Origin of the sequence: Pantoea sp. GM_Pan_3 (assembly GCF_026541045.1) — a bacterium.
In the GTDB taxonomy this organism is placed as follows: domain Bacteria; phylum Pseudomonadota; class Gammaproteobacteria; order Enterobacterales; family Enterobacteriaceae; genus Pantoea; species Pantoea anthophila.
Genome location: NZ_JALNVA010000005.1, coordinates 1 through 23,963, shown reverse-complemented (window position 1 = coordinate 23,963; position 23,963 = coordinate 1). Strand labels below are relative to the sequence as shown.

Sequence of the window (23,963 nt, the reverse complement as noted above, 5' to 3'; positions counted from 1 at the left end):
GTGTGTCAGCAAGGCGGCAAGCGCGCTTATCCCGGGGAGCTTACATGAGTAAGTGACCCGGGTAAGCAAGCGCGGCCAACGCCGGTGACGCGCGGAGCATAAAGCATTTAGACGTCTAAGCGTCTTGATTGCCAAATACTACCATCCTGTTTATAGTGGCACAAACCCCGGGTGACCCCGCTTCTCTCTTCGCGCTTAAGGCCTGACATCATGACGCAGTACAACCTGATCCCCGAGAGCAAACTTCCGGCGCTCGGCACCACGATTTTCAGCCAGATGAGTGCGCTGGCGCAGCAGCATAACGCCATCAACCTCTCTCAGGGCTTCCCCGATTTCAGCGGCCCGGACTATCTGCAGCAGCGGCTGGCCTATCACGTCAGCCAGGGCGCGAACCAATACGCGCCGATGACCGGGGCGCTGCCGCTGCGTCAGGCGATCGCGGAGAAAACCGCGCGGCTTTATGACTATCAGCCTGATGTGGAAACGGAGATTACGGTGACGGCGGGCGCAACCGAAGCGCTCTATGCGGCGATTACCGCGCTGGTGCGTCCGGGCGATGAGGTGATCTGCTTTGATCCCAGCTACGACAGCTATGCCCCGGCGGTCACGCTCTCGGGCGGCGTCATGAAACGTATTGCGCTGCAGCCGCCCGCCTTCCGGCCAGACTGGCAGGCGTTTGCCGGGCTGCTGAGTGATAAAACCCGGCTGGTGATCCTGAACACCCCGCACAACCCGTCAGCCACCGTCTGGCAGCAGCAGGATTTTGCCGCGCTGTGGCAGGCGATTGCTGCGCGACCGGTCTACGTGCTGAGCGATGAAGTTTACGAGCATATCTGTTTTGATGAAGCGGGCCACGCCAGCGTGCTGGCCCATCCTGACCTGCGTCAGCGCGCCATCGCGGTGTCGTCGTTTGGCAAAACCTTTCACATGACCGGCTGGAAGGTGGGCTACTGCATCGCCCCGGCGGCGATCAGCGCTGAACTGCGTAAGGTACATCAGTATCTGACCTTCTCGGTCAATACCCCGGCGCAGCTGGCGATTGCCGATATGCTGCGTGAGCATCCGGAGCACTATCAGGCCCTGCCCGCCTTCTATCGCGACCGCCGCGATCGGCTGGCGAATGCACTGCGTCACAGCCGCTTCAGGGTTTTACCGTGCCAGGGCACCTACTTTTTGCTGGTGGATTACAGCGCGATCTCCGATCTGGATGATGTCAGTTTCTGCCAGTGGCTGACCCGCGAAGTGGGCGTCGCCGCGATTCCTCTGTCGGTGTTCTGCGCCGATCCCTTTCCTCATAAACTGATTCGTCTCTGTTTTGCTAAACAGCCGGCGACGTTAGATGCTGCCGCGGAGCGCTTATGTCAGCTTTAAAAATCACGCTTTTGCAGGAGACGCTGAGCTGGATGGATGGCGAAGCCAACCTGCGCCATTTTGACGAACAGCTGGCCGGAGTCACCGGACGCGATCTGATTATCCTGCCCGAGATGTTTACCACCGGCTTTGCGATGGAGGCTGCGAAAAGCTCCCTGCCGCAGGCGCGGGTGGTGGAGTGGCTGCATCAGCATGCCCGCCGCAGCGATGCGCTGGTGGGCGGCAGCGCGGCGATCCAGACCGAAAACGGCGCGGTGAACCGTTTCCTGCTGGTGGAGCCGGATGGCACGCTGCACCAGTATGACAAGCGACATCTGTTCCGCATGGCGGATGAACATCACCACTATCAGCCCGGCGAAGCGCGTCAGGTGGTGGCGTGGCGCGGCTGGCGCATCCTGCCACAGATCTGTTACGACCTGCGCTTCCCGGTTTTCTCCCGCAACCGCAACGACTACGATCTGGCGCTCTATGTCGCCAACTGGCCAGCGCCTCGCGCCTTACACTGGCAGGCGCTGCTGTTAGCGCGGGCGATTGAGAATCAGGCATATGTCGCAGGCTGCAACCGCGTCGGCAGTGATGGCAATCAGCATCACTACAGCGGCGACAGCCAGATTATTTCGCCGCAGGGCGAGATCCTGAGTGCGGCGGAGCCACATCAGCGCGCCCGGCTGGATGCGACGCTGTCGCTGGAGACGCTGCACGCTTACCGCGAACGCTTCCCCGCCTGGCAGGATGCGGATCGCTTTTCGCTGTAAACGGCCGGCTCAGCTGCCGCGGTAGGTTGACCAGGACCAGGGGGAAATCAGAAACGGCAGATGGAAATGGCTGCCCGCCTCAGCAATCATAAAATCGATCTGCGCGCTGACGTAGAGCGCATCCCGACCGGCGGCAGCAAAATAGTCGCCGATTTCAGCGGTCAGGCGGTAGTGCCCCGGCGTCAGCGGCTCCGGGGTCAGATCTTTCAGTCGTCCGTCGCTGTCCGTTTCACCCTGAGAGACGGGAAACCACCCCTCCGGGCTGTTCTGCTCCAGCGAGATGGCTACCCCACTGGCCGGTTTTCCCAGCGCCGTGTCGAGAATATGCGTGGTAACGGTACTCATTGAATCGTCTCCCTGAGGCGTAACAGTGTGATTTCACGCAGCTGATCCAGCGCCTCCTGCTGTTCAGCCTGATCGTCATTCTGCAGCCGGCGCTGCAACGCCGCCAGCATCTCCTCGCCGCTGCGCCCTTTCGCGCGAATCAGAAAGACCCGGCCAAAGCGCGCCTCATAGGCCTGATTACCCTGCTGCATCGCCTGTTGCAGGGCGTGATCGGCCTGCTGCATGGCGGACTGCTCGCCGCGCGACAGCGTCGCCTCTTTGTCTGCGCCCCGGGCGCGTTCGCCGATGCGCGGATGCGCCGACAGCGCCGCCGCCAGATCGGGCTGCTGCCACTGGCGGGCCAGCGTGTCGGCGCAGGCCAGCAGCGCGTCTGTGGTGTCAAACGGGCGAGCGGCCACCAGCGACTGCTGCCAGTGCGGGATCGCCACACAATGCCGGATAGCCGCCAGCGCCTCGTCGGCCGGCAGCTGATTAAACGTCGTTAATTCCATTTTAGCTCCGTGCGGCGATCAGCGTGACCGCCTGCAGATAGGCCTGCAGCGCCGGTGCCACATCCTGCACCGCAACAGACTCGGCCGGATGATGGCTGATGCCGCGATGGTTTCGCACAAACAGCATACCGACCGGCCAGCGTTCAGCAATAGCGATGGCGTCATGTCCGGCTCCGCTTGGCAGCGACAGGCTGCGCCCCTGCACCGTTTCGACCGCATGGCTCAGCGCCTGCTGCAGCGCAGAATCACAGGCGGTGGCTCCGATGCGATAAAATTCGTTCGACGTAAACTGCACTCCACGCCGCAGCGCAATTGCCCCGGCCTGGGTTAACAGCGTGGAGAGCAGGGTCTCCAGCGGATGATCGAGCGGGCCGCGCACATCCAGCGACAGCGACACCTCGCCAGGGATGACATTCACCGCCCCCGGGGCGCAGCTGAGGGTGCCGACGGTGGCGACCAGCTGCGGGTCCTGCTCACGGGTGGTCTGCTCAATAAACACCATCCACTCGGCGGCTGCGGCCAGCGCATCTTTGCGGTGGGTCATCGGCACCGTGCCGGCATGGCCCGCTTCACCGCTAAAACGGCAGTGAAGACGACGCGCCCCATTGATGGCCGTGACCACGCCCAGCGCCAGATCCTCCTGCTCCAGGCAGGGGCCCTGCTCAATGTGCAGTTCAAGATAGCCGACGATGTCCTCTATCCGTCGGGCCGCCGCGCCGATTTGCGCACTGTCGAGCCCGACATCCGCCATCGCCTGCGCCACGGTAATGCCGTTGCCATCGGGATGGGTTACCCAGCTTTGCGGCCAGCTGCCGGTAATACCGCGACTGCCAAGCAGCGTGATGCCAAAGCGGGTCCCCTCTTCATCACCGAAACCGATCACCTCTATCGCCAGCGGCAGACGGCACTGGTGCTCATGAAGCCACTGTACGGTTTCGATGGCGCTGAGCACGCCCAGCATTCCGTCGTAGCGACCGGCGTTACGTACCGTGTCGAGATGCGAACCGAGCAGCAGCGCGGGCGCCCCCGCTTCGGCTGCCTCGTAGCGGCCACAGATATTGCCGACTTCATCCTGCCAGACCGTCATCCCCGCCGCCTGCATCCACTCCCCAACGCAGGCGTTGGCGCGCAGATGTTCCGGCGACAGGTAGACGCGGGTCAGGCCCTCCGTCGTTTCGCTAATCGCTGCCAGCGCATCACAGCGCGCCATGACGCGCTGTGCAGCAGCGAGGGCTTCGCTGGCGCTCATCATCATGCCTGGCTCCCGTAGTGATCCCAGGCGGCCTGAGCTCCCGCGCCCTGCGGCGTGCGATACCCCAGGTGAGTCAGCACCGTTTCCAGCGCGGCCAGCGTCTGCAGCACGCAATCTTTACGCGCGTTGTAGCCCATGGTGCCGATGCGCCAGACCTTGCCATGCAGTGGGCCAAACGAGGTGCCGATCTCAATGCCGAAATCCTCCAGCATCAGCTTGCGCACCTGATCGCCGTTTACGCCTGACGGGATCATCACGCCCAGCACGTTGTTCATTTTGTTTTTCAGATCGCCGAAGGTTTCCAGCCCCATTCCCTGAATCCCCTTCAGCATCGCTTCACCATGCAGTTTGTGACGGGCGATGCCGTTGTCCAGCCCCTCCTGCAGGATGAGGCGGGCACATTCGCGCGCGCCAAACAGCGCGCTGGTCGCTTCGGTATGGTGATTGAGTCGTTCCGGCCCCCAGTAATCCATGATCATGCCGAGATCGAAATAGTTGGAGTAGATCATCTCCTCCTCGCCATCCTGATGCGCCTCGGTGCGGATCCCCTGCTCCACGCATTTACGTTTGCGGATCACCGCGGCCATCTCTGCGCTCAGGGTGATCGGCGAGGTGCCGGAAGGCCCGCCCAGACATTTCTGCATCCCCGCCGAGACGGCATCCAGTCCCCAGGCATCCGTTTCCAGCGCGTTACCCGCCAGCGACGCGGTAGCATCGGTGTAGAACAGCACGCCATACTGCTTACAGATGGCACCCAGCTGCGCCAGCGGCTGCAGCATGGTGGTGGAGGTGTCGCCCTGCACCGTGAGCAGCAGGCGTGGCCGCACTTTTTTAATCGCCTCTTCAATCTGATCGGGAGTAAAAACCTCGCCCCACGGCACTTCGATGGTGTGGACGTCTGCCCGGCAGCGGCGGGCAATCTCGCACAGCAGATGGCCGAAGCGACCAAACACCGGCACCAGCACCTTATCACCAGGCCGGATAGCGGAGAGCAGAATCGCTTCGATACCGGCGCGGGAGGTGCCATCAACCAGCAGCGTCCAGCGGTTTTCGGTGCGAAATACGCCGCGATAGAGCGCCATCACTTCGTTCATATAGTGGGTCATCGCGGGGTCGTACTGCCCCAGCAGCTGACTCGACATGGCGCGCAGCACGCGCGGATCGGCGTTGATCGGGCCGGGTCCCATCAGCAGACGCTGTGGCGGATTGATTTGCGGGTAATGATTGATATCCATGCGGGTTTCCTTTTTTAAGACTCAGAGACGCACTGAAGAGATAAACTGCTTCAGCTCCGGCGACTGCGGCTGCGCAAACAGCGTTTTGCTGTCGCCCTGCTCCCAGACGCGCCCCTGATGCATAAAGACCACTCGATCGCCCACGTCGCGGGCGAAATTCATTTCATGCGTGACGAGGATCAGCGTCATGCCTTCCGCTGCCAGCTGCTCCAGCACTTTCAGGACTTCGCCCACCAGTTCGGGATCCAGCGCAGAGGTGATCTCATCACAGAGTAAAACTTTGGGCGTCATCGCCAGCGCACGGGCGATCGCCACCCGTTGCTGCTGGCCGCCCGAGAGGCTGGCAGGGTAATAGTTAAGGCGCTCGCCCAGCCCCACCTTCTCCAGCATCTGCGTCGCCAGCGCCCGGCATTCAGCGTCGCTTTTCTTCAGCACGCGGCGCGGTGCCAGCATGACATTTTCCAGCGCCGTCATGTGCGGGAAGAGGTTGAAGTTCTGAAACACCATGCCAATCGAGCGGCTGATTTCACGCGCCTGCGAGTCACGACTGGTGATGGTCATACCGCCGAGCTTGATGCTGCCCTCCTGATAGCCCTCCAGCCCGTTCATACAGCGCAGCAGCGTGCTTTTGCCCGATCCGCTGCGACCGATGATCGAGATCACCTCTCCCATGTCGATATCCAGATCCACGCCTTTCAACACATGGTTGTCGCCGTAATATTTTTGCACCTGATTAATGGTGATGAGCGGCATTGAATTTTTTCTCCAGATACTGGCTGTAGCGAGACAGCGGATAACACATCAGGAAGTAGCCCAGCGCCACCAGCCCGAAAACTTTAAACGGCTGGTAGGTCACGTTGTTCAGAATCGTGCCCGCCTTGGTCAGCTCGATAAACCCGATAATCGACGCCAGCGCGGTGCCCTTGATAACCTGCACGGCAAAACCTACCGTCGGGGCGATGCCGATACGGATCGCCTGCGGTGCAACCACCCGCCACAGCGTCTGACCAAAGGTCAGGCCGAGACAGCGTGACGCTTCCCACTGCCCTTTCGGCAGGGCGCGGATGCTGCCGTACCAGATATCCACCAGAAAGGCGCTGGTGTAGAAGGTCAGCGCCAGCGAGGCGGCCGTCCAGGGCGCCACATCAATGCCAAATAAGCCGACGCCAAAAAAGGCCAGAAACAGCTGCATCAGCAGCGGGGTTCCCTGAAACAGCGCGGTGTAACCCCGTATCGCACGCGTCAGCCATTTGCGCTGCAGCAGACGCAGCAGCAGCAGAGGCAGCGTCACCAGGGTTCCGCCGACAAAGGCCACCAGCGACAGTAACAGGGTCCAGCGCGCCGCCAGCAGCAGGTTGCGCACGATGTCCCAGTCGGTAAAGGTCGTCATCATGAGGGCTGCACTCCAAACCATTTACGGCCTATCGCCAGCAGCAGATGGCGCATCGCAATCGACAACGCCAGATAGATCAGCGTGGTCACCAGATAAACTTCAAAGCTCAGAAACGTGCGCGACTGAATAAGGTTGGCGGCGAAGGTCAGCTCCTCGTAGGAGACCTGCGACACCACCGACGACCCCAGCATCACGATAATGCACTGGCTCACCAGCGCCGGATAAATCCGCTGCAGCGCAGGGGGTAACACCACCCGCAGAAAGGTCTGGCTGCGGGTCAATCCCAGCACTCGCCCCGCTTCCCACTGCCCTTTCGGGGTCACCTGGATGCCGGCACGGATGATCTCGGTACTGTAAGCGCCCAGGTTGATCAGCATCGCCAGCAGCGCCGCCTCACCGGCGGTGAGTTTCAGACCCAGATTCGGCAGACCGAAAACGATAAAGAACAGCTGCACCACAAATGGCGTATTACGGATTAGCTCGACATAGAGGCCCCAGAGGCGGCTCAGCCAGCCCGGTTTACCGCTGCGCAGCGCCGCGCCTGCGATGCCAATCGCCACCCCACCGGTGGTCGCCAGCAGCGTCAGCTGAATGGTGACCCAGAGGCCGGAAAGCAGCTCCGGCCAGTAGGGCCACAACGCGGGAAAGTTAAGTTGCCCGGTCATGAATCTGTCCTCATGCGCCCAGGCTGGCGGGCAGTGGCGCTTTCAGCCCACTCTTCGGACAGCTTGTTCAGGGTGCCATCTTTAATCCCCTGCTCAATCAGCGCATTCACCTTCGCCTTCAGCGCAGGCTCATCTTTCTTCAGACCGATAAAACAGGGCGAATCTTTCAGCATAAACTGAGCGACCGGCGCTTTTTCCGGATTCTGGCGGGCAATGGCGGCGACCACCAGGTTGCCGGTGGCGACATACTGCACCTGGCCGGAGAGATACGCCGATAAGGTGGTGTTGTTATCTTCGTAACGTTTCACCTGCGCATCTTTCGGTGCCACTTCGCTCAGTACCATATCCTCCACCGCGCCGCGGGTAACGCCAATCGACTTGCCGCTCAGCGCGCTGGCCGCTTTGATCTCATCACCTTTCGGTCCGAAGACGCCCAGGAAGAACGGCGCATAGGCGCGGGTAAAGTCGATCACTTTTTCACGCTCCGCATTTTTACCCATGCTGGAGATCACCAGGTCGACCTTGTCGGTTTGCAGATAAGGCACCCGGTTGGCGCTGCTGACCGGCACCAGCTGCAACTTAAGTTTCATCTGCTTCGCCAGGTATTTCGCCATGTCGATGTCATACCCCTGCGGCTGCAGATCGGTACCGACCGAGCCAAACGGCGGGAAATCCTGCGGAACGGCCACGCGGATCACACCGCGTTTCTGAATGTCCTGCAGTTGATCGGCCAGTGCGCTTCCCGCCTGTGCCATCAGTAATGCCGCTGTTGCAACCGCCATTAAAACTTTTTTCATTATGCACCCCGGTGAAATGTGATGAAACAAAAGATTCTTTAACAGGCAATCTGCAACTAATGTGCCAACAAGGGCCGCGGCGGAAAAAGGGTTAAGCGGCAAAGAGTTCACTGAAAAAGGGGCGTAACCGGGGAGGATTACGCCGCGGGCGGGTGTGTACTGAAATGGGGCAAGGCACCAAAATGGTGCCTGTTAACGGTGCTCCAGCTCATCGAACTGCTGGTAGAGATCGGCGATCTGATGAATACGCTGCCGCCCCTGCGCCAGCATTTCATGCAGCAGCGCATTGGCAATCAGGTTAATCAGACTCATGGCCGAGCCGTAGCTGTCGAAGGCGGAAACGCTGTCGAGCGGCGTGCAGAGCTGCCAGCGTGCCAGCGCAGTGACCGTCTGCGCCTGCGGCTCACACAGCGCCAGCAGCGGTATTCCGGCCGCCTGAAGCTGCTGCATCAGCGGACGGATGATGCGGGTGCGGCGGCGAAACGCCATCACCACCACCATATCCTCCGGGGTGATATCCACCAGCTCCTCTGCCAGCGTCTGGCCTGGCTGCGGCAGGATAAAGACCTGCGAGCGCGCCTGCACCAGCTGCTGTCGCAGATGCAGCGCCACCGGGTAGGCGTTGCGCATGCCGATGATAAAGACGCGCTTCGCCTGCGCCAGCTGCTGGATCACATCGTTAAACTGGCGGGCATCCAGGCTGTTGACCCACTGCGTCAGGTTCGCCATCTCCTGCTTGTAGTGGCGCGCCAGCAGCGTGTTGCCCTGCACCGCATCCCGGTTATCGGTCAGCGGCATGCCGCTCTGACGCAGGATGCGCAGCTCATCGCGCATATCCTTGTACTTCTCATATCCCAGACGCTTAAACAGCCTGCTGACCGTGGCTTTCGACACGCCGCTGAGCCGCGCCAGCTCGGCGCTGTTGTAGCTGATCAGATCATCGAAGTGGTCAAACACGAAGTCGGCAATGCGCTGCTCCTGCGGCGAGAGCTGGGGATAGTGACTCCGGAGTCGTTCATCAAGCTGTTTCATATCGCACCCTGTAACTTTTGTTTCAGCAGAACCTAGCACAATTTACGCCAGGTTAACCGGCGCAATGTCAGCTCAGGCTAAAAACTGGAACAGCTCTTGCTTTGCTATCGGTTCTGTTACCCGAAGAACGAGAAAAAGATGATTCAGAGTAATATGGCGCCGATGGGCATGGCGGTGACGCCGCACCATCTGGCGAGTGAGAGCGCGCTGGCGGTGCTGCGTGACGGCGGCAACGCCATCGAAGCGATGGTGGCGGCAGCCGCGACTATCGCCGTGGTCTACCCGCACATGAATGGGCTGGGCGGGGATGGGTTCTGGCTGATCCTGCCACCCGGCGGCGATCCCGTCGCTATCGACGCCAGCGGTGCCGCCGGTTCGCTGGCGCATCCGGATTTCTATGCCGGTCACCCCAGAATCCCTCATCGCGGGCCGAAAGCCGCGCTGACCGTCGCCGGTACGGTCAGCGGCTGGCAGGAGGCGCTGACCCTCGCCGCTGAATCCGGCAGCCCGCAGCTGCCGCTGGCGCGTCTGCTGCGCGATGCGATTCGCTACGCCGCGGACGGTATTCCGGTCACCGCCTCTCAGACCGCCGCCACGACGAACTTCCGCAGTGAGTTACAGCATCAGCCCGGCTTCAGCGCCACCTTTATGCCTGATGGCGAGGTGCCGCAGCCTGGCAGCCGTTTTACCCAGCCTGCGCTGGCACAGACCCTGAGCCAGCTTACCGAACAGGGGCTGGACAGCTTCTATCGCGGCCCGCTGGCGCACCATATGGCTGATGAAATGGCCACGCTTGGCATGCCGGTCACCCTGGCCGATCTGCAGCAGCATCGCGCCCGTCGCACCACGCCCCTGCACCTCGCACACAGCGAAGGCGACATCTGGAATATCGCCCCGCCGACCCAGGGCCTCGTCTCGCTGGCGATCCTTGGCATTACCGATCGCCTGGAGATGGCCGGGGCTGACGAGGCGCAGACGGTGCACCGCATCGTGGAAGCCACCAAAAAAGCCTTTGCGCTGCGCGACCGGCACATTACCGATCCGCGTCACGTCACCGAAGATGTGCAGGCGCTGCTGGCTGAGGACGCCCTCGCCACCCTCGCCAGCCAGATCAAAGATGGCGAGGCGGCAAACTGGGGCAGCGGCCGCGGGCCGGGCGATACGGTCTGGATGGGTGTGATGGACAGCAGCGGGCTTGCCGTCTCCTTTATTCAGAGCATCTATCACGAATTTGGCAGCGGGGTCGTCCTGCCTGGCACGGGCATCACCTGGCAGAACCGGGGAGCCGCGTTCAGCCTCGATCCTGAACATCTGCTGGCGCTGGCACCCGGCAAACAGCCCTTCCATACCCTGAACCCCGCCGCCGCACGGCTGAAAGATGGCCGGACGCTGGTTTATGGCGCAATGGGCGGAGATGGTCAGCCGCAGACCCAGGCAGCGATCTTTACCCGCCATGTGATTCAGGGGTTGCCGCTGCAGCAGGCGGTCAGTGCACCGCGTTGGCTGCTGGGGCGTACCTGGGGCCAGTCATCAGACTCGCTGAAGCTGGAAGGCCGCATTGCCGACGAAACCGTCGCACAGCTGCGCCAGTGGGGGCACGAGGTAGAACGCCTGCCGGACTTCAGCGAATCCGTGGGTCATGCGGGTGCCATTGTGCGTCACTGCAACGGCATGTTTGAAGGCGCGAGCGATCCGCGCAGTAACGGCAGCGCCGCCGGTTTTTAAACAGGAGTGAATCATGAATGAACATGAGTGGGCCAGCTACATCGGCCATATGGAGCAGATCCTGCAACTGACGCTGGACGATCCCCGCCGCGCCGAGCTGCTGATCCAGCTGTCGCGTATCGCGGAGATGGCCGCACCACTGATGGCGTTTCCGCTTGATGATCGGCTGGAAGTGGCGGGAGTGTATCAGGCATGAAAACAGGTGACGTTTCGATTCAGACGCTGCAGCAGGCGATCCGCCAGGGTGAGATCAGCGCGCGCGAGGTGGCCGAACAGACGCTGCAGGCGATTGAGCAGCACAACCCGGCGCTGAATGCCTGGACGGAAATCACCGGGCCTCGCATGTTGAAAGAAGCCAGCGCGGTTGATGCGCAGCGGCAGCGCGGTGAGTCCCTGCCCCCGCTGGCGGGCATTCCCTATGCGGTGAAGAACCTGTTTGATGTGGCGGGTCACAGCACGCTGGCAGGGGCCAGGCTGTTCAGCGACCGCCCTGCGGCGCAGGCGGATGCCTTCGCCATCGGCAAACTGCGCCACGCAGGCGCGCTGCTGTCGGGCATGCTGAACATGGATGCCTACGCCTATGGTTTCACCACCGAGAACAGCCATTACGGCCCGACCCGTAACCCACGCGATTTAAGCCGCGTCGCGGGCGGCTCGTCCGGGGGTTCGGCCGCCGCCGTGGCCGCCGGACTGGTTCACTTTTCGCTGGGTACCGATACCAACGGCTCAATCCGGGTGCCCGCGTCGCTGTGCGGCATTTTTGGCCTGAAACCCACTTTTGGCCGACTGTCACGCAGCGGCAGCCACCCCTTTGTTGCCAGCCTCGATCATATCGGCCCGCTGGCCCGGCGGGTGGAAGACCTGGCGCTGGTTTATGACCTGCTGCAGGGCGCAGACCCCGCAGATGCGTTTCAGGCCGTCCGGCCGCCAGAGGCCACGCTGCCCGGCCTGTCGCAGGGCAGTGAAGGGCTGCGCTGTGGCGTGCTGGGCGGTTTTTTTGCCCGCTGGTGCGATGAGGACGCCCGCGCGGCGGTGGCCACCGTCGCAGCCGCGCTGGAGGCGCAGGAGGAGGTGGTGATGCCGGAGGCGGAGCTGGCGCGTTCGGCAGCCTTTATCATGACCGCCGCCGAGGGGGGGAATCACTATCTGCCTGCCCTGCGTCAGAAGCCTGAGGTGTTTGAACCTAACTCACGCGAGCGTCTGCTGGCCGGCGCGATGATGCCCGGCGCCTGGTATGTGCAGGCCCAGCGCTTCCGTCGTCATTTCCAGCAGCAGGTGCTGCCGCTGTTTGATCGCTTCGATGTGCTGATCGCCCCGGCAACCCCCTGCAGCGCGATCACCATCGGTCAGCAGACGCTGTCAATTCAGGGGGAATCGCTACCCGCCAAAGCGAGCATGGGCATGCTGACGCAGCCCATCTCCTTCCTGGGACTGCCGGTCTGTACCGTTCCGCTGGCGACCCGAAGCGGCCTGCCGATTGGGTTACAGCTTATCGCCCGCCCGTTTAATGAAGCGGCGGCATTACGTGCCGCCTGGACACTGGAACAACGCGGCATCACCCTGCCGCAAATCACGATGGCAGGAGCCTGATGAACAGAGAGATTAATTTACCGCAGGTGGTCAGCGAGGTGACGGCGCAGTTCTGGCGTTACGAAAAGGCGCTGGTGAGCAATGACGTGGCTGAACTGGATGCGCTTTTCTGGCACGACCCGCGCACCGTACGCCTCGGGGCCGGTGAAAATTTGTATGGCATCGATGAGATTCGCGCCTTCCGGGCTGCGCGCCCCGCTGCGGGCCTCGACCGGACGCTGCGGAATACGGTGATCACCACCTTTGGCGAGGATTATGCGGTCTGCAGCACCGAATTTACCCGTGCCGGCAGTGATAAAATCGGCCGTCAGCAGCAGACCTGGGTTCGCATGCCGCACGGCTGGTGCATTGTGGCAGCCCAGGTCAGTCTGATGAGCTGATTATCGCCGATGCGTCGCCTGGCCCGAGGGAGGCGACGCATCGGAACCGGCTTACGGTGCCGGGTGTGTCGCGATCCAGTGATCGGCGATCTGCTGGCGGGTACAGATCCAGACGTCGTCATGCTGCTGAATGTGGTCGAGGAAATTCTGCAGCGCACGGAATTTGCCCGGACGCCCCAGCAGGCGACAGTGCATCCCGATCGACATCATCTTCGGCGCGGTCTCCCCCTCTTCATACAGCACATCGAAGCTGTCACGCAGGTAGGTGAAGAACTGCTCGGCGGTGTTAAATCCCTGCGGCGAGGCAAAGCGCATGTCATTGCACTCCAGGGTGTAGGGAATAATCAGGTGCGGCTTAACCGTGCCATCCTGACAGGTCACCTGCGTCCAGAAAGGCAGGTCGTCGCCGTAGTAGTCGCTGTCGTAGCTGAAGCCGCCCTGCTCCACCACCAGCCGGCGCGTGTTCGGGCTGTCACGGCCGGTATACCAGCCGGTTGGGGCTTTCCCAAACAGATCGGTCAGCACATCCACCGCCTGCTGCATATGCTGACGTTCGGTTTTCGCATCCACGCCCTGATAGTGGAGCCAGCGCCAGCCGTGACTGACCACATCGTAGTCCGCCTGTTTAATCGCTTCGACAACCTCCGGGTGACGCGCCAGCGCCATCGCCACGCCAAACACGGTCAGCGGCAGACCGCGCTTCTGAAATTCATTGTGGATGCGCCAGAAACCGGCACGCGAGCCGTACTCATAGAGTGACTCCATCGACATATGACGGTCGGCATAGCTGGCGGCACCGATGATGTCGGAGAGAAACTGTTCGGAGCCGGCGTCACCGTGCAGCACGCTGTTCTCCGCCCCCTCTTCGTAATTCAGGACAAACTGCACCGCCACCCGGGCGTTGTTGGGCCAGGCGGCGTGCGGCGGATGAGCACCATAACCGATCAAATCGCGCGGATAGTTTTTGTTAAAGCTGTACTCTTTCTTCTCTGCAGCGTCAGTCATTACTCGCTTCCTGTCTTCTGTCTGGAAAGTTCCGTTAGTTTAGATGCTGAAACGCACCTGAGAGAGGTTTCTGCAAAGGCCAGGCCAGATCGCCATGTTTGCTGGTGCCAAAGCCAAGCGCCACCAGCGACTCCACCATTTTTACGGCCGCGCCGACGCCATCAATCACCGGCAGACCCAGCTCCTGCGTCAGTGAGGCGGCCAGCGTCGCCATGCCGCCACAGCCGAGCACAATCGCGCCGCTGCCATCTTCCCGTTTGGCCTGGAGGCAACGCTCACGCACTTTTTCCTGCGCCAGTCCGCTGCCATCCTCCAGCGCCAGCACCGGCAGATCGATGGCATGCAGCGCGGCACAGTGATGGGTAAAGCCATACTGCTGCAGAAGATGACGGGCAATCACCAGCGTACGCGGCAGCGTGGTGACAATCGAAAAGCGCGTCGCCAGCAGCGTGGCGGTGTGCATCGCCGCTTCTGCGATACCGATGACCGGCCCGCTGGCCAGCTCGCGGGCCGCCAGTAACCCCGGATCGCCAAAACAGGCAATCACATGTCCGCTCACGCCCTGCTCCCGCCCCAGTCTGACCTGCTCCAGCACCCCGATGGCCGCGATCGCCTCATCAAAATGCCCTTCAATGGAAGGCACGCCCTGCGAGGGTGAAACGGCCAGAATGTCGGTGCCGGGTGCGGCAACCGCACGGGCAGCCTGAGCGATGGTTTCGGTCATCGCCAGGCTGGTGTTGGGGTTAATGACCTGAATCAGGCTCATGAGGCAGCTCCTTTGCCCGTGGCAAACAGTCGTGAAAAGTCGGGCAGCGTTTCACCGCTGCGCTCAAAGTGCAGGCTGGAAACAATATGCTCAAAATGGTGCTGCAGCGCCTCAGTCAGCGGCTGCAGCGCACGTGCCCGTAACAGGGTCAGCAGATGCGTGTGATCGTCACAGCGGCAGCCGCGCTGCCACGGCGCGCCATAGGCGGCAATCACCAGCGACGAGCGCTGCGTCAGGCTGGTCACCATGCCGGTGAGCACCTGATTGCCGGAAATCGCCTGCAGCTGAATATGAAAGGCTGCCGAAAGCCGGATGGCTGCCGGGCCATCATGCGCGGCGTGGGCCTGATTCTCCTGTGCGATAAGCTGTTCCAGCGCCACCAGATGCGGGGGCTGCAGATGGGCCAGCACGGCGTGCAGATTGGCGCACTCCATTAAACTGCGGGTGGCGAAGATCTCCCGCGCCTCTTCAACGCCAGGGGTGGCGACCTGCGCACCACGTTTGGGCGTCAGGGTGACCATTTGCACCGCCGCAAGGCGCTGCAGTACTTTGCGAATGCCGGTGCGGCTTACTCCAAACACGCCGGAGAGCGCCTCTTCCGGCAGTTTACTGCCCGGCGGCAGCTGATGCTCCACAATGGCGGTCATCAGCGCCTGGTAGATCCCTTCATCTTTATCCTGCGTTCTGGCGGCGTCTCGCTGGCCTGTTTTACTTGTCATTACCTGCTCCGGAAGCTCTCTGTACGCCACATATCGTATACGTGAACAGCAAATATTGTATACAGGAAAAGAAATCTGGCCTGAATCCTGCAATACCCCTTTACCAGATTATTCATTTCACTCTCGGGTAGAGGAGCAGGTTTCATGCCAAATCATTCCACGGTGGCCAGCACGGCCTCTGACGCTAACGCCAGTTACAGCCCACGTCTCTGTAACGACGATCTGGCGCCCACCCGCGACCAGAACTGGTCGTGGTACAACATTTTTTCGTTCTGGATGTCAGATGTCCACAGCATGGGCGGCTATGTGGTGGCGGCCAGCTTCTTCACGCTGGGATTAGCCAGCTGGCAGGTGCTGCTCTGCCTGCTGGCCGGGATCTGCATCGTGCAGATCTGTGCCAATCTGGTGGCAAAACCGAGCCAGATGGCAGGCGTTCCCTATGCGGTGATCTGCCGTCAGGCGTTTGGCGTGTTTGGCGCGAATATTCCGGCGGTCATCCGCGGGCTGATCGCTTTTGCCTGGTATGGCATCCAGACCTACCTGGCGGCGAACGCGCTGATGCTGGTTCTGCTGAAGTTCGCCCCGTCACTGAACTCAATGACCGAGCCACACTGGCTTGGCCTGTCGCTGCTGGGCTGGTGCTGCTTTGGCGTGATGTGGCTGCTGCAGGCGATGGTCTTCTGGCATGGCATGAGCGCCATCAAACGGTTTATCGATGTGGCAGGTCCGGCTGTCTATGTGGTGATGGTGGCGCTGGCGGGCTGGATTGTATACAAGACCGGCTTTGATGGGATCTCTTTTACCCTCGCCAGTAAATCACTAACCCCGGGCGAGCAGACGTGGCAGATGATTACCGCAACCGCGCTGGTCGTCTCCTACTTCTCCGGGCCGCTGCTGAATTTCGGTGACTTCTCCCGCTACGGCAAAAGCATGTCAGAGATCCGTCGTGGCAACCGCTGGGGCCTGCCGTTTAACTTCCTGCTCTTCTCCGTGGTGACGGTGGTCATCGTATCGGGCACCCAGTCGCTGTTTGGTAAAATGATCACCGATCCGATCGAGACCGTGAGCATGGTCGGCAACGACCTGGCGGTAGCGATTGGGCTGCTGACGATGATTACCGCCACTATCGGCATCAACATTGTGGCGAACTTCGTCTCACCCGCCTTCGACTTCTCTAACTGTTCACCGCAGAAAATCAGCTTCCGCACCGGCGGGATGATCGCCGCGGTGGGCTCGGTGCTGTTAACGCCGTGGAACCTGTTCCAGTCGCCTGAACTGATTCACTACACCCTGGATGTCCTGGGCTCCTTTATCGGGCCGCTGTTCGGGATTCTGCTGACTGATTTCTACCTGATCAAACGCGGACGCATCTCGGTCGACGACCTGTTTAACGCCACGCCAGCGGGCCGGTACTGGTATCGCGGCGGGTTTAACCCTAAAGCGATTGCCGCGCTGCTGCCGTCTGTAGCCATCTGCCTGGTGATCAGCTTCATCCCTTCCCTGCATCAGGTGGCGAACTTCAGCTGGTTTATCGGAGCCGGTCTGGCGGCAGGCTGCTACCGCTTTATCGCCCGTGAAGAGCGGGAGGCGGCAGACAGTATGCGCTGGCAGGGTGAGGTCGTGGCGCAGAAAGAGTAACCCGCCACGGAATCGCAGACAGCAAAAAGCCGATTCATTTCTGAATCGGCTTTTTTAAAGAGATTGGCGGAACGGACGGGGCTCGAACCCGCGACCCCCTGCGTGACAGGCAGGTATTCTAACCAACTGAACTACCGCTCCGCGCTTTGTTCCCCGTCGAGAACGAGGCGCATAGTAATGGCAGGCCGTTGCGGCGTCAACGCTTTTTCCTGACGGCGCGATCGTTTGCCGTTTTTTTCAGCTCGCCGTTGATTTTATCCACAAATTTCCGTGATTCAGCCGCGCCACAGGCAGCTGCCGCCCTTTTTCATGACCAGATCCAGCCGTGACTCATGGGCAACGATCTCCTCATCACTGGCCGTCACCACGCGCAGTGCCGAGGCGGGACGTACGATGCGCTGAATGCTCTCGCCCTGCGCCTGACGGGCGCTTTCACTTTCGGATAAAAACGACAGTGAGGTCTGCCCGCCGGTCATGGTCAGGAACACGTCCGCCAGGATCTCGGCATCGAGCAGTGCGCCGTGCAGCGTTCGCTTGCTGTTGTCTATCTCATAGCGCGAGCAGAGCGCATCCAGGCTGTTACGCTTGCCGGGAAACATGCGCCGCGCCAGCGCCAGGCTGTCGGTCACTTTGCAGAAGGTTTCGGTTTTCTCAATGCCGCGATTCAGCTTTGAGAACTCGTAATCCATAAAGCCGATATCGAACGGCGCGTTATGGATCACCAGTTCGGCGCCGCGGATATAGTCGAGAAACTCATCCGCAATCTCGCTGAACATCGGTTTGTCGGCAAGGAACTCATCTGCAATCCCGTGAACGCCGAAGGCTTCCGGATCGACCAGCCGATCGGGCTTCAGGTACATATGGAAATTGTTGCCGGTCAGGCGACGGTTTATCACCTCGACCGCACCAATCTCAATGATGCGGTGCCCCTCATAATGGACCCCGATCATGTTCATGCCGGTGGTTTCAGTATCGAGTACGATCTGGCGGTTATTTGCAGTGCTCATAAGACTCGTTTTATGTCAGACTTGACGTTTTTGAGAGGAAGTCTACCAGAGATGCGCAAACAGGTAGAAATATTCACCGATGGATCCTGTCTTGGAAATCCCGGTCCCGGCGGTTACGGGGCGATTTTACGTTATGGCCAGCATGAGAAAACCTTCAGCGCGGGCTATCGCCTCACCACCAATAACCGGATGGAACTGATGGCTGCCATTATTTCGCTTGAAGCGCTGACGCAGCCCTGCGATGTGGTGCTCAGTACCGACAGCCAGTATGTGCGTCAGGGAATTACCAGCTGGATCCATAACTGGAAAAAACGCGGCTGGAAAACCGCGGATAAAAAACCGGTGAAGAATGTCGACCTCTGGCAGCGTCTCGACCATGCCCTCAGCACCCACAAGATTCAGTGGGAGTGGGTCAAAGGCCACGCGGGACATCCCGAGAATGAGCGCTGCGACGTGCTGGCCCGCAGCGCGGCGGAAAATCCCGCCTTTGAAGATATCGGTTACAAGAGCGAGTCCTGATCGTCTGCCTGCCGGAACTGGCGGGTAGCATTGACGGTCTGACGGATCTGGCTGGGACTCATGCTCTTCTTCGCCCGTGTCGGCAGCAGCGGGAAGGTGCGTTTACGTGCCACGACAATATTCAGGCATCCCAGCGCCGGTAAGTGGGCGCTGATCAGTTTTCCCCCCTGCCGATGCCACGGCACCACCTGAAACCGGGTGCGGTAAACCACCTCATAGTTCAGCAGGCTCAGCCAGTCGAGCAGACGCATCTGGCTGAACATCCGTCCGCTCCAGGGCGCCTTACGGCCTAACCCCGGAATCATTTTCGTGACCCCGAGCAGGCTGAAGGGATTGAAGCCGCTGATGATCATCCAGCCGTCGTCAATGAGTACCCTGTCCACTTCTCGCAACACCCGATGCGGGTCCTGACTCCAGGCCAGCGTATGCGCCAGCAGACAGGCATCAATCGACTTCGACTCAAAGGGAAGCTGCAGGGGGTCAGCCAGCACCTGTAACAGCTCGCCCTCGCTGCCAACATTGACCTGATGTGAAATAGCACAGTGTTCGGTGTTGATTTCTGCGCTGAGGTTGCCAAGCTTAAGCATATGAAAGCCATAAAGCTTTCCGAGGTAAGGCTGAAGCTGCTGGGTCAGCGCGTCGCGGAAATAGTCTCCCCACGGCATATCGCGCCACGATAGCGGAGCGTTCAGAATCTGGCGTGTTTTCGCGGGCTTCATGCTTTACGCTCTTCCTTATTCCTACGACCTGCTAGAGGTGATGATGAATCTTACCAGTATTCCTGCGTTGCAGGACAACTACATCTGGACGCTGAATAATGATGAAGGTCAGTGTCTGATTGTCGATCCCGGTGAAGCTCAGCCGGTATTAGAAAAAATGGCCTCTAACGGCTGGCAGCCGGTGGCGATTCTGTTAACTCACCACCACAACGACCATACGGGTGGGGTGAAAACACTGTGTGAGCATTTCCCGGCGCTCGAAGTTTACGGCCCGCAGGAAACGGTCGCCAAAGGAGCCAGAACGGTGGTCAGCGAGGGCGATCAGTTGACGGTGCTCGGCCTGACGTTCGAGGTGATTCATACCCCTGGTCACACTTTAGGACATATCTCATATTACAGCTCACCTTATCTTTTCTGTGGCGACACACTCTTTTCGGGTGGCTGCGGACGTCTTTTCGAAGGCACAGCAGAGCAGATGTATGAATCCTTTCAAAAGCTTAATCAGCTTCCGGAGGAAACGCTGGTCTGCTGCGCGCATGAATATACTTTATCTAACCTGAAGTTTGCTGCGGCTATTCTGCCCCATGACCCGCAAATAATGGCCGAATATCAGAAAATTAAGGACTTACGCGCCGAAAATGGCATTAGTCTGCCCACAAAACTGGGGCACGAACGGTCAATAAATTTATTTCTCCGCACGCAAAATATTGATTTGCAAAGGGCGTTAAACGTTAACGTGAATGATGAACCGGTATGGCACACATTTGCCGTTCTACGCGAGAAGAAAGACGCTTTTTGATTTTTCGGGTTGTGTTGTGAAAAGTCGTCACGTATAGTTGCTCGTCTTTTAAGCGAACTATTGACACACACATGAAGGCTAAAGCGATCTTACTCGCCTCAGTCTTGCTGGTAGGATGTCAGGCGTCGAGGAACGATGCCAATATCCCCGAACAGCATGCACAGAGCCTGTCTTCAGCTGGTCAAGGTGAAAATGGAAAGTACGGAGACGAGTTTTTGTCGCCGCGATGGCAGGAAGATGGAACTGGCCTCGCAGCAGACGCAGATCTCTGGAGTTTCATTAGTGACGAGTTGAAGATGGGGATTCCGGAAAACCCGGCAATCCGCGAACAAAAAAGTAAATTTTTAAAAAATAAGAGCTATCTCCACGATGTAACATTACGGGCAGAGCCGTACATGTACTGGATAGTCGAGCAGATACAGAAACGTAAAATGCCGATGGAACTGGTACTGCTACCCATAGTGGAGAGCGCTTTTGACCCTCGCGCAACCTCATCCGCCAATGCCGCTGGTATCTGGCAGATAGTTGCCTCAACGGGTCGAAATTATGGTCTGAAACAGAACCAGTATTACGATGGGCGACGGGATGTTGTCGCATCCACACGGGTTGCGCTGGATATGATGCAGCGTCTTAACACCATGTTTGACGGTGACTGGTTATTAACCATTGCCGCATACAACAGTGGCGAGGGACGTGTACTCAAAGCGATAAAACAGAATAAGGCGCGCGGTAAGCCGACTGACTTCTGGCACTTATCGCTGCCACGCGAAACCACGGTGTATGTGCCGAAAATGTTAGCCCTGAGTGAACTGCTCAAACATAACAAGCGTTACGGTATCAAACTGCCGACACCTAACGAAAGCCGTGCACTGGCACGGGTGGAAGTGGGTCAGCAGATACAGCTGACGCAGGCTGCCGAAATGGCAGGTATGTCGCTCACGAAACTGAAGAGCTTCAATACCGGCTACAAAGGCGGTGCAACCGCGCCAAACGGCCCGCACTATATTATGGTGCCGAAGTCGAACGTCGCCAGACTGCGTAACTCACTGGCGTCCGGTGATATTGCAGCCGTACAGCCAACTCAGCTTGCGAAAGCGAGCGCGAGCGGCGGGTACAAGGTGCGACGGGGTGATACGCTCTCGGGTATCGCCGCGAAGCTTGGCGTTAGCGTCTCCACACTGAAGCAGGATAATAACCTGCGCGGTGCCGATATCCGACCGGGTCAGACGCTGACTATCGGTTCGAATGGCACCCGACTGGCTGATAACGGCAACAGCATCACCTATCGTGTTCGTAAGGGTGATTCTCTTGACAGTATTGCACGGCATCACGGCGTCAATATTAAAGACGTGATGCGCTGGAACAGTGTGCTGGACAGCGCGAAAGATATTCAACCCGGCGATAATTTAACGCTGTTTGTGAATAATAACGCGACACCTGATACCTGATACGTTGAAAAGGCTGACAATTGTCAGCCTTTTTCTTTTATTCATCCGCAGCCCTCTGCGCTTTACCCTCGCTTTACTCTTTCCTGTCTGCCCCGGACTCCCGTCCTGAACTGAACTCCACCAGTAAAGGATTATGGTCGGAAGCCCGCGTCACCAGCACTGAGGCCTCACTCACCCTGAGATCGCGATAAAAGACGAAATCCAGCGGGCGACCAAACGCTTTACGGCGGTGGTCGGCAGTGAACATCACCTCTTCCAGCTTCATGCGCTGAGCAAAGCGGTAGAGCGCGTTTATGCGCTGACGGCTCCAGGCATTAAAGTCCCCGGCCATGATCACCGGACCGCGGTGATGCATAATCTGCTCCCCTATCGGGCCCAGCTGTTTGCTGTAGACGTCGACGCCCAGGCTGAAGTTAACGGCGTGGATATTCACGACCATCAGCATTTCACCGGTGGGCAGAGGATAGGCCGTGACCAGCGCCGATTTAGCCAGCCTCAGCAGCGGCTCACGCTCACGCAGCGGGCAACAGTAGACCGGATGGGCAGAAGCGAGCGTCATCACGCCAGAGGGGTGCTGAGGCAGCACAAAGGCGGGAACCTGATCGGCAGCCAGATAATTACTCGTCGCAAACCGTACCAGCTCCGGCGTTGTCTGCGCCTCCTGAAGTAAAACCAGGTGCGCGTCCTTACCAAACCCCTCCAGCACCGACATCCAGTCTGCACGCTGCTGCTTGAAGATGTTCCACACCAGAACCTTAAGATTCGGGTGCGCGGGCAAGGGAGCGCCGGGTGGCAGTGCCTGACCGAGATGGAGCATCGCACCCGGTGGAAAGATCTGTTCCACAGGTTGTCCCGCCACATATCGCATTGCATAAGTTTTTTTGCGCACTTTCCCGCCTGGCTGATGATTCAAAAACAGATAACACCTGTCTGTTATAGGGATTTTAGACCGGGGTTTCAATGGATGCAGGTCAATGTCAGAATTCAGCACCCTTTTCCAGAATAAAACAGCGCCTTTGCAGACGTTGAACAAAACGCGGGGAGGCATGATTCGTGCGGTCATTGCTGACCAGACTTCTATACTGGAACCACAGCACTATCGGCCACCGCGTCGCGCCATCGCCACGTCCGTGCAGGGAGGTTAAATGAAGGCATCTTCTGACGAACTGAAAGTGTTTGTCAGCGTAGTAGAAAGCGGAAGTTTCAGTCGCGCTGCTGAACAGCTGCAGATGGCGAACTCAGCCGTCAGCAGAACGATTAAAAAGCTGGAGAACAAGCTGGGCATCGCCCTGCTCACCCGCACCACCCGGCAGCTGGCACTGACGCAGGAGGGAGAGCGTTATTTCCGTCATGTTCAGCGCTTTTTGCAGGAGATGACGACGGCGGAGAGCGACCTGATTGAGAGCCTGCAGGAGCCTAAAGGCCTTTTGCGCGTTGATGCCGCGACGCCGGTAATTCTGCATTTGCTGATGCCGATGATAAAGCCTTTCCGTGCCCGCTATCCAGGGGTGAGGCTTTCGTTAATCTCCTCGGAAAGTTTTATCAATCTCATCGAGCGAAAAGTGGATATCGCTATCCGCGCCGGTAATCTGACTGACTCTACCCTGCGCGCCCGTCTGCTGTTTAACAGCTTTCGTAAGCTGGTTGCGTCGCCCGCCTATCTTCGGGAGCATGGCGTGCCGCACACCGTGGCAGAGCTTGATCGTCATCACTGCCTGGGCTTTGAGGACTCGCCCCGGCTTAATCGCTGGCCCGTCGCCCGAGACAGCGGTGAACTCTATGATATCGACTGGGCTTTATCCTCTAACAGCGGGGAGACGATTAAACAGCTCTGTCTCACAGGTAATGGTATCGCCTGTCTGTCGGAATATATGATCGATCGTGAAATTGCCGAGGGAACGCTGGTTGAAGTGCTGGCAGATCAACGCCTGCCGGTCGAGATGCCGTTCAATGCGGTTTATTACAGTGATACTGGCGTCAGCCAGCGTGTGCGCGCCTTTATTGACTTCCTCAGCGAGTGGAGTGCTGAACAACCGTGGCGCATCTGAGATGCGCCCAGGTCCGGTGAGGATGCCTGCGTTCAGGGAGGGCTTTCCGGGCAGTATTTGCTGCAATGGAAAAAGCCCTGACCGTTAAGTCAGGGCTTTCCAATTAAGTGGCGGAACGGACGGGGCTCGAACCCGCGACCCCCTGCGTGACAGGCAGGTATTCTAACCAACTGAACTACCGCTCCACCGGTTCTTTCACAGCTGTCAGCAGATGGCTGATAGCTGTTTGTTCCTGTTGTTTTCCTTGTCAGGGGAAAAGGAACT

At 59.4% G+C, this 23,963-nt stretch carries 25 protein-coding genes, 2 tRNA genes and 1 pseudogene; 11 read left to right on the top strand and 17 right to left on the bottom strand.

The window, feature by feature from the left end:
• The first annotated feature begins 225 nt into the window (after positions 1-225).
• Both OXR04_RS14915 and OXR04_RS14910 read left to right on the top strand, forming a co-directional pair.
• Positions 226-1,371: a pyridoxal phosphate-dependent aminotransferase gene (locus OXR04_RS14915; protein ID WP_181405357.1), complete on the top strand. Its 1,146-nt coding sequence runs from the start codon at positions 226-228 to the stop codon at positions 1,369-1,371.
• Positions 1,359-2,126: an amidohydrolase gene (locus OXR04_RS14910; RefSeq protein WP_140028138.1), complete on the top strand. Its 768-nt coding sequence runs from the start codon at positions 1,359-1,361 to the stop codon at positions 2,124-2,126. The genes OXR04_RS14915 and OXR04_RS14910 overlap by 13 nt, the downstream gene beginning before the upstream one ends.
• A 9-nt stretch (positions 2,127-2,135) precedes the next feature.
• On the opposite strand, the gene uraH is transcribed toward OXR04_RS14910, so the two are convergent.
• The 9 genes and pseudogenes from uraH to hpxU all read right to left on the bottom strand — a co-directional run bounded on the left by uraH (position 2,136) and on the right by hpxU (position 9,336).
• A complete protein-coding gene (gene uraH, locus OXR04_RS14905; RefSeq protein WP_009091913.1) occupies positions 2,136-2,471 on the bottom strand; it encodes a hydroxyisourate hydrolase in 336 nt (111 codons plus the stop codon).
• On the bottom strand, positions 2,468-2,962 hold the full coding sequence (uraD, locus tag OXR04_RS14900) for a 2-oxo-4-hydroxy-4-carboxy-5-ureidoimidazoline decarboxylase (RefSeq protein WP_267372785.1): 495 nt from the start codon (positions 2,960-2,962) through the stop codon (positions 2,468-2,470). Before uraD ends, uraH begins: the two co-directional genes overlap by 4 nt.
• Position 2,963: 1 nt before the next feature.
• On the bottom strand, positions 2,964-4,217 hold the full coding sequence (hpxK, locus tag OXR04_RS14895) for an allantoate amidohydrolase (RefSeq protein WP_267372787.1): 1,254 nt from the start codon (positions 4,215-4,217) through the stop codon (positions 2,964-2,966).
• Positions 4,214-5,449, bottom strand: coding sequence for an alanine--glyoxylate aminotransferase family protein (locus OXR04_RS14890; protein ID WP_009091916.1), 1,236 nt, complete (start codon positions 5,447-5,449; stop codon positions 4,214-4,216). Before OXR04_RS14890 ends, hpxK begins: the two co-directional genes overlap by 4 nt.
• A 21-nt stretch (positions 5,450-5,470) precedes the next feature.
• On the bottom strand, positions 5,471-6,202 hold the full coding sequence (locus OXR04_RS14885) for an amino acid ABC transporter ATP-binding protein (RefSeq protein ID WP_009091918.1): 732 nt from the start codon (positions 6,200-6,202) through the stop codon (positions 5,471-5,473).
• Positions 6,183-6,839, bottom strand: a complete 657-nt coding sequence (locus tag OXR04_RS14880; RefSeq protein WP_009091919.1) for an amino acid ABC transporter permease — start codon at positions 6,837-6,839, stop codon at positions 6,183-6,185. The genes OXR04_RS14885 and OXR04_RS14880 overlap by 20 nt, the downstream gene beginning before the upstream one ends.
• Positions 6,839-7,507, bottom strand: coding sequence for an amino acid ABC transporter permease (locus OXR04_RS14875; RefSeq protein ID WP_009091920.1), 669 nt, complete (start codon positions 7,505-7,507; stop codon positions 6,839-6,841). The genes OXR04_RS14880 and OXR04_RS14875 overlap by 1 nt, the downstream gene beginning before the upstream one ends.
• Before the next feature lie 10 nt (positions 7,508-7,517).
• Positions 7,518-8,304 (bottom strand): annotated as a pseudogene (locus OXR04_RS14870) (transporter substrate-binding domain-containing protein).
• 192 nt (positions 8,305-8,496) lie between these two features.
• Positions 8,497-9,336 (bottom strand): MurR/RpiR family transcriptional regulator HpxU, encoded by an 840-nt coding sequence (gene hpxU, locus OXR04_RS14865; protein WP_009091922.1) that lies wholly within the window; start codon positions 9,334-9,336, stop codon positions 8,497-8,499.
• A gap of 138 nt (positions 9,337-9,474) precedes the next feature.
• Here hpxU and OXR04_RS14860 point away from each other — a divergent pair, with 138 nt between their 5' ends.
• From OXR04_RS14860 to hpxZ, 4 genes are read left to right on the top strand one after another with little or no spacing between them, the layout of a single operon-like run.
• Positions 9,475-11,061 (top strand): gamma-glutamyltransferase family protein, encoded by a 1,587-nt coding sequence (locus OXR04_RS14860; protein ID WP_267372790.1) that lies wholly within the window; start codon positions 9,475-9,477, stop codon positions 11,059-11,061.
• A 13-nt stretch (positions 11,062-11,074) separates the two neighbouring features.
• On the top strand, positions 11,075-11,257 hold the full coding sequence (hpxX, locus tag OXR04_RS14855) for an oxalurate catabolism protein HpxX (protein ID WP_009091925.1): 183 nt from the start codon (positions 11,075-11,077) through the stop codon (positions 11,255-11,257).
• Entirely contained in the window at positions 11,254-12,651 is a 1,398-nt protein-coding gene (locus tag OXR04_RS14850; RefSeq protein ID WP_046101293.1) for an AtzE family amidohydrolase, read from the top strand. Before hpxX ends, OXR04_RS14850 begins: the two co-directional genes overlap by 4 nt.
• Positions 12,651-13,031, top strand: coding sequence for an oxalurate catabolism protein HpxZ (hpxZ, locus tag OXR04_RS14845; RefSeq protein ID WP_046101292.1), 381 nt, complete (start codon positions 12,651-12,653; stop codon positions 13,029-13,031). Before OXR04_RS14850 ends, hpxZ begins: the two co-directional genes overlap by 1 nt.
• Before the next feature lie 51 nt (positions 13,032-13,082).
• Here hpxZ and puuE read toward each other — a convergent pair whose 3' ends face one another.
• From puuE to OXR04_RS14830, 3 genes are read right to left on the bottom strand one after another with little or no spacing between them, the layout of a single operon-like run.
• Entirely contained in the window at positions 13,083-14,036 is a 954-nt protein-coding gene (gene puuE / locus OXR04_RS14840; RefSeq protein WP_009091930.1) for an allantoinase PuuE, read from the bottom strand.
• 34 nt (positions 14,037-14,070) lie between these two features.
• Entirely contained in the window at positions 14,071-14,802 is a 732-nt protein-coding gene (gene hpxA / locus OXR04_RS14835) for an allantoin racemase (protein ID WP_009091932.1), read from the bottom strand.
• Positions 14,799-15,521 (bottom strand): GntR family transcriptional regulator, encoded by a 723-nt coding sequence (locus tag OXR04_RS14830; RefSeq protein WP_009091934.1) that lies wholly within the window; start codon positions 15,519-15,521, stop codon positions 14,799-14,801. The genes hpxA and OXR04_RS14830 overlap by 4 nt, the downstream gene beginning before the upstream one ends.
• 144 nt (positions 15,522-15,665) lie before the next feature.
• Here OXR04_RS14830 and OXR04_RS14825 point away from each other — a divergent pair, with 144 nt between their 5' ends.
• On the top strand, positions 15,666-17,159 hold the full coding sequence (locus OXR04_RS14825) for an NCS1 family nucleobase:cation symporter-1 (protein ID WP_167431214.1): 1,494 nt from the start codon (positions 15,666-15,668) through the stop codon (positions 17,157-17,159).
• A 64-nt stretch (positions 17,160-17,223) separates the two neighbouring features.
• On the opposite strand, the gene OXR04_RS14820 is transcribed toward OXR04_RS14825, so the two are convergent.
• Positions 17,224-17,300 (bottom strand) — tRNA-Asp (locus tag OXR04_RS14820).
• A 134-nt stretch (positions 17,301-17,434) separates the two neighbouring features.
• Positions 17,435-18,166 (bottom strand): DNA polymerase III subunit epsilon, encoded by a 732-nt coding sequence (gene dnaQ / locus OXR04_RS14815; RefSeq protein ID WP_009091938.1) that lies wholly within the window; start codon positions 18,164-18,166, stop codon positions 17,435-17,437.
• A gap of 51 nt (positions 18,167-18,217) precedes the next feature.
• Here dnaQ and rnhA point away from each other — a divergent pair, with 51 nt between their 5' ends.
• Positions 18,218-18,685 (top strand): ribonuclease HI, encoded by a 468-nt coding sequence (rnhA, locus tag OXR04_RS14810; RefSeq protein ID WP_267372795.1) that lies wholly within the window; start codon positions 18,218-18,220, stop codon positions 18,683-18,685.
• Here the strand turns inward: rnhA and OXR04_RS14805 are convergent.
• Complete coding sequence (locus OXR04_RS14805) at positions 18,667-19,404, bottom strand: class I SAM-dependent methyltransferase (RefSeq protein ID WP_046101290.1); 738 nt, start codon at positions 19,402-19,404, stop codon at positions 18,667-18,669. The genes rnhA and OXR04_RS14805 overlap by 19 nt on opposite strands.
• Before the next feature lie 43 nt (positions 19,405-19,447).
• Between OXR04_RS14805 and gloB the strand changes: the two genes are divergently transcribed.
• Complete coding sequence (gene gloB / locus OXR04_RS14800) at positions 19,448-20,203, top strand: hydroxyacylglutathione hydrolase (RefSeq protein WP_267372801.1); 756 nt, start codon at positions 19,448-19,450, stop codon at positions 20,201-20,203.
• A gap of 71 nt (positions 20,204-20,274) precedes the next feature.
• Positions 20,275-21,651 carry a murein transglycosylase D gene (gene mltD, locus OXR04_RS14795; RefSeq protein WP_033736400.1) on the top strand — a complete coding sequence of 459 codons (1,377 nt, stop codon included), beginning with the start codon at positions 20,275-20,277 and terminating at the stop codon, positions 21,649-21,651.
• A gap of 73 nt (positions 21,652-21,724) precedes the next feature.
• On the opposite strand, the gene OXR04_RS14790 is transcribed toward mltD, so the two are convergent.
• Entirely contained in the window at positions 21,725-22,540 is an 816-nt protein-coding gene (locus OXR04_RS14790) for an endonuclease/exonuclease/phosphatase family protein (protein WP_033736606.1), read from the bottom strand.
• A 256-nt stretch (positions 22,541-22,796) separates the two neighbouring features.
• On the opposite strand from OXR04_RS14790, the gene yafC reads away from it, so the two are divergent.
• Positions 22,797-23,699 carry a DNA-binding transcriptional regulator YafC gene (gene yafC / locus OXR04_RS14785; protein ID WP_009091951.1) on the top strand — a complete coding sequence of 301 codons (903 nt, stop codon included), beginning with the start codon at positions 22,797-22,799 and terminating at the stop codon, positions 23,697-23,699.
• Between the two features lie 108 nt (positions 23,700-23,807).
• Here the strand turns inward: yafC and OXR04_RS14780 are convergent.
• Positions 23,808-23,884 (bottom strand) — tRNA-Asp (locus OXR04_RS14780).
• Positions 23,885-23,963 lie beyond the last annotated feature (79 nt).

Coding starts and splice junctions, on each gene's coding strand:
- OXR04_RS14890 (WP_009091916.1), bottom strand. CDS start 5,449: ATGGATATCAATCATTACCCGCAAATCAATCCGCCACAGCGTCTGCTG.
- gloB (WP_267372801.1), top strand. CDS start 19,448: ATGAATCTTACCAGTATTCCTGCGTTGCAGGACAACTACATCTGGACG.
- OXR04_RS14880 (WP_009091919.1), bottom strand. CDS start 6,839: ATGACGACCTTTACCGACTGGGACATCGTGCGCAACCTGCTGCTGGCG.
- OXR04_RS14805 (WP_046101290.1), bottom strand. CDS start 19,404: ATGAAGCCCGCGAAAACACGCCAGATTCTGAACGCTCCGCTATCGTGG.
- OXR04_RS14830 (WP_009091934.1), bottom strand. CDS start 15,521: ATGACAAGTAAAACAGGCCAGCGAGACGCCGCCAGAACGCAGGATAAA.
- OXR04_RS14910 (WP_140028138.1), top strand. CDS start 1,359: ATGTCAGCTTTAAAAATCACGCTTTTGCAGGAGACGCTGAGCTGGATG.
- OXR04_RS14850 (WP_046101293.1), top strand. CDS start 11,254: ATGAAAACAGGTGACGTTTCGATTCAGACGCTGCAGCAGGCGATCCGC.
- uraH (WP_009091913.1), bottom strand. CDS start 2,471: ATGAGTACCGTTACCACGCATATTCTCGACACGGCGCTGGGAAAACCG.
- rnhA (WP_267372795.1), top strand. CDS start 18,218: ATGCGCAAACAGGTAGAAATATTCACCGATGGATCCTGTCTTGGAAAT.
- uraD (WP_267372785.1), bottom strand. CDS start 2,962: ATGGAATTAACGACGTTTAATCAGCTGCCGGCCGACGAGGCGCTGGCG.
- OXR04_RS14875 (WP_009091920.1), bottom strand. CDS start 7,507: ATGACCGGGCAACTTAACTTTCCCGCGTTGTGGCCCTACTGGCCGGAG.
- OXR04_RS14860 (WP_267372790.1), top strand. CDS start 9,475: ATGATTCAGAGTAATATGGCGCCGATGGGCATGGCGGTGACGCCGCAC.
- hpxZ (WP_046101292.1), top strand. CDS start 12,651: ATGAACAGAGAGATTAATTTACCGCAGGTGGTCAGCGAGGTGACGGCG.
- hpxA (WP_009091932.1), bottom strand. CDS start 14,802: ATGAGCCTGATTCAGGTCATTAACCCCAACACCAGCCTGGCGATGACC.
- OXR04_RS14825 (WP_167431214.1), top strand. CDS start 15,666: ATGCCAAATCATTCCACGGTGGCCAGCACGGCCTCTGACGCTAACGCC.
- dnaQ (WP_009091938.1), bottom strand. CDS start 18,166: ATGAGCACTGCAAATAACCGCCAGATCGTACTCGATACTGAAACCACC.
- hpxU (WP_009091922.1), bottom strand. CDS start 9,336: ATGAAACAGCTTGATGAACGACTCCGGAGTCACTATCCCCAGCTCTCG.
- puuE (WP_009091930.1), bottom strand. CDS start 14,036: ATGACTGACGCTGCAGAGAAGAAAGAGTACAGCTTTAACAAAAACTAT.
- OXR04_RS14885 (WP_009091918.1), bottom strand. CDS start 6,202: ATGCCGCTCATCACCATTAATCAGGTGCAAAAATATTACGGCGACAAC.
- hpxK (WP_267372787.1), bottom strand. CDS start 4,217: ATGATGATGAGCGCCAGCGAAGCCCTCGCTGCTGCACAGCGCGTCATG.
- yafC (WP_009091951.1), top strand. CDS start 22,797: ATGAAGGCATCTTCTGACGAACTGAAAGTGTTTGTCAGCGTAGTAGAA.
- mltD (WP_033736400.1), top strand. CDS start 20,275: ATGAAGGCTAAAGCGATCTTACTCGCCTCAGTCTTGCTGGTAGGATGT.
- hpxX (WP_009091925.1), top strand. CDS start 11,075: ATGAATGAACATGAGTGGGCCAGCTACATCGGCCATATGGAGCAGATC.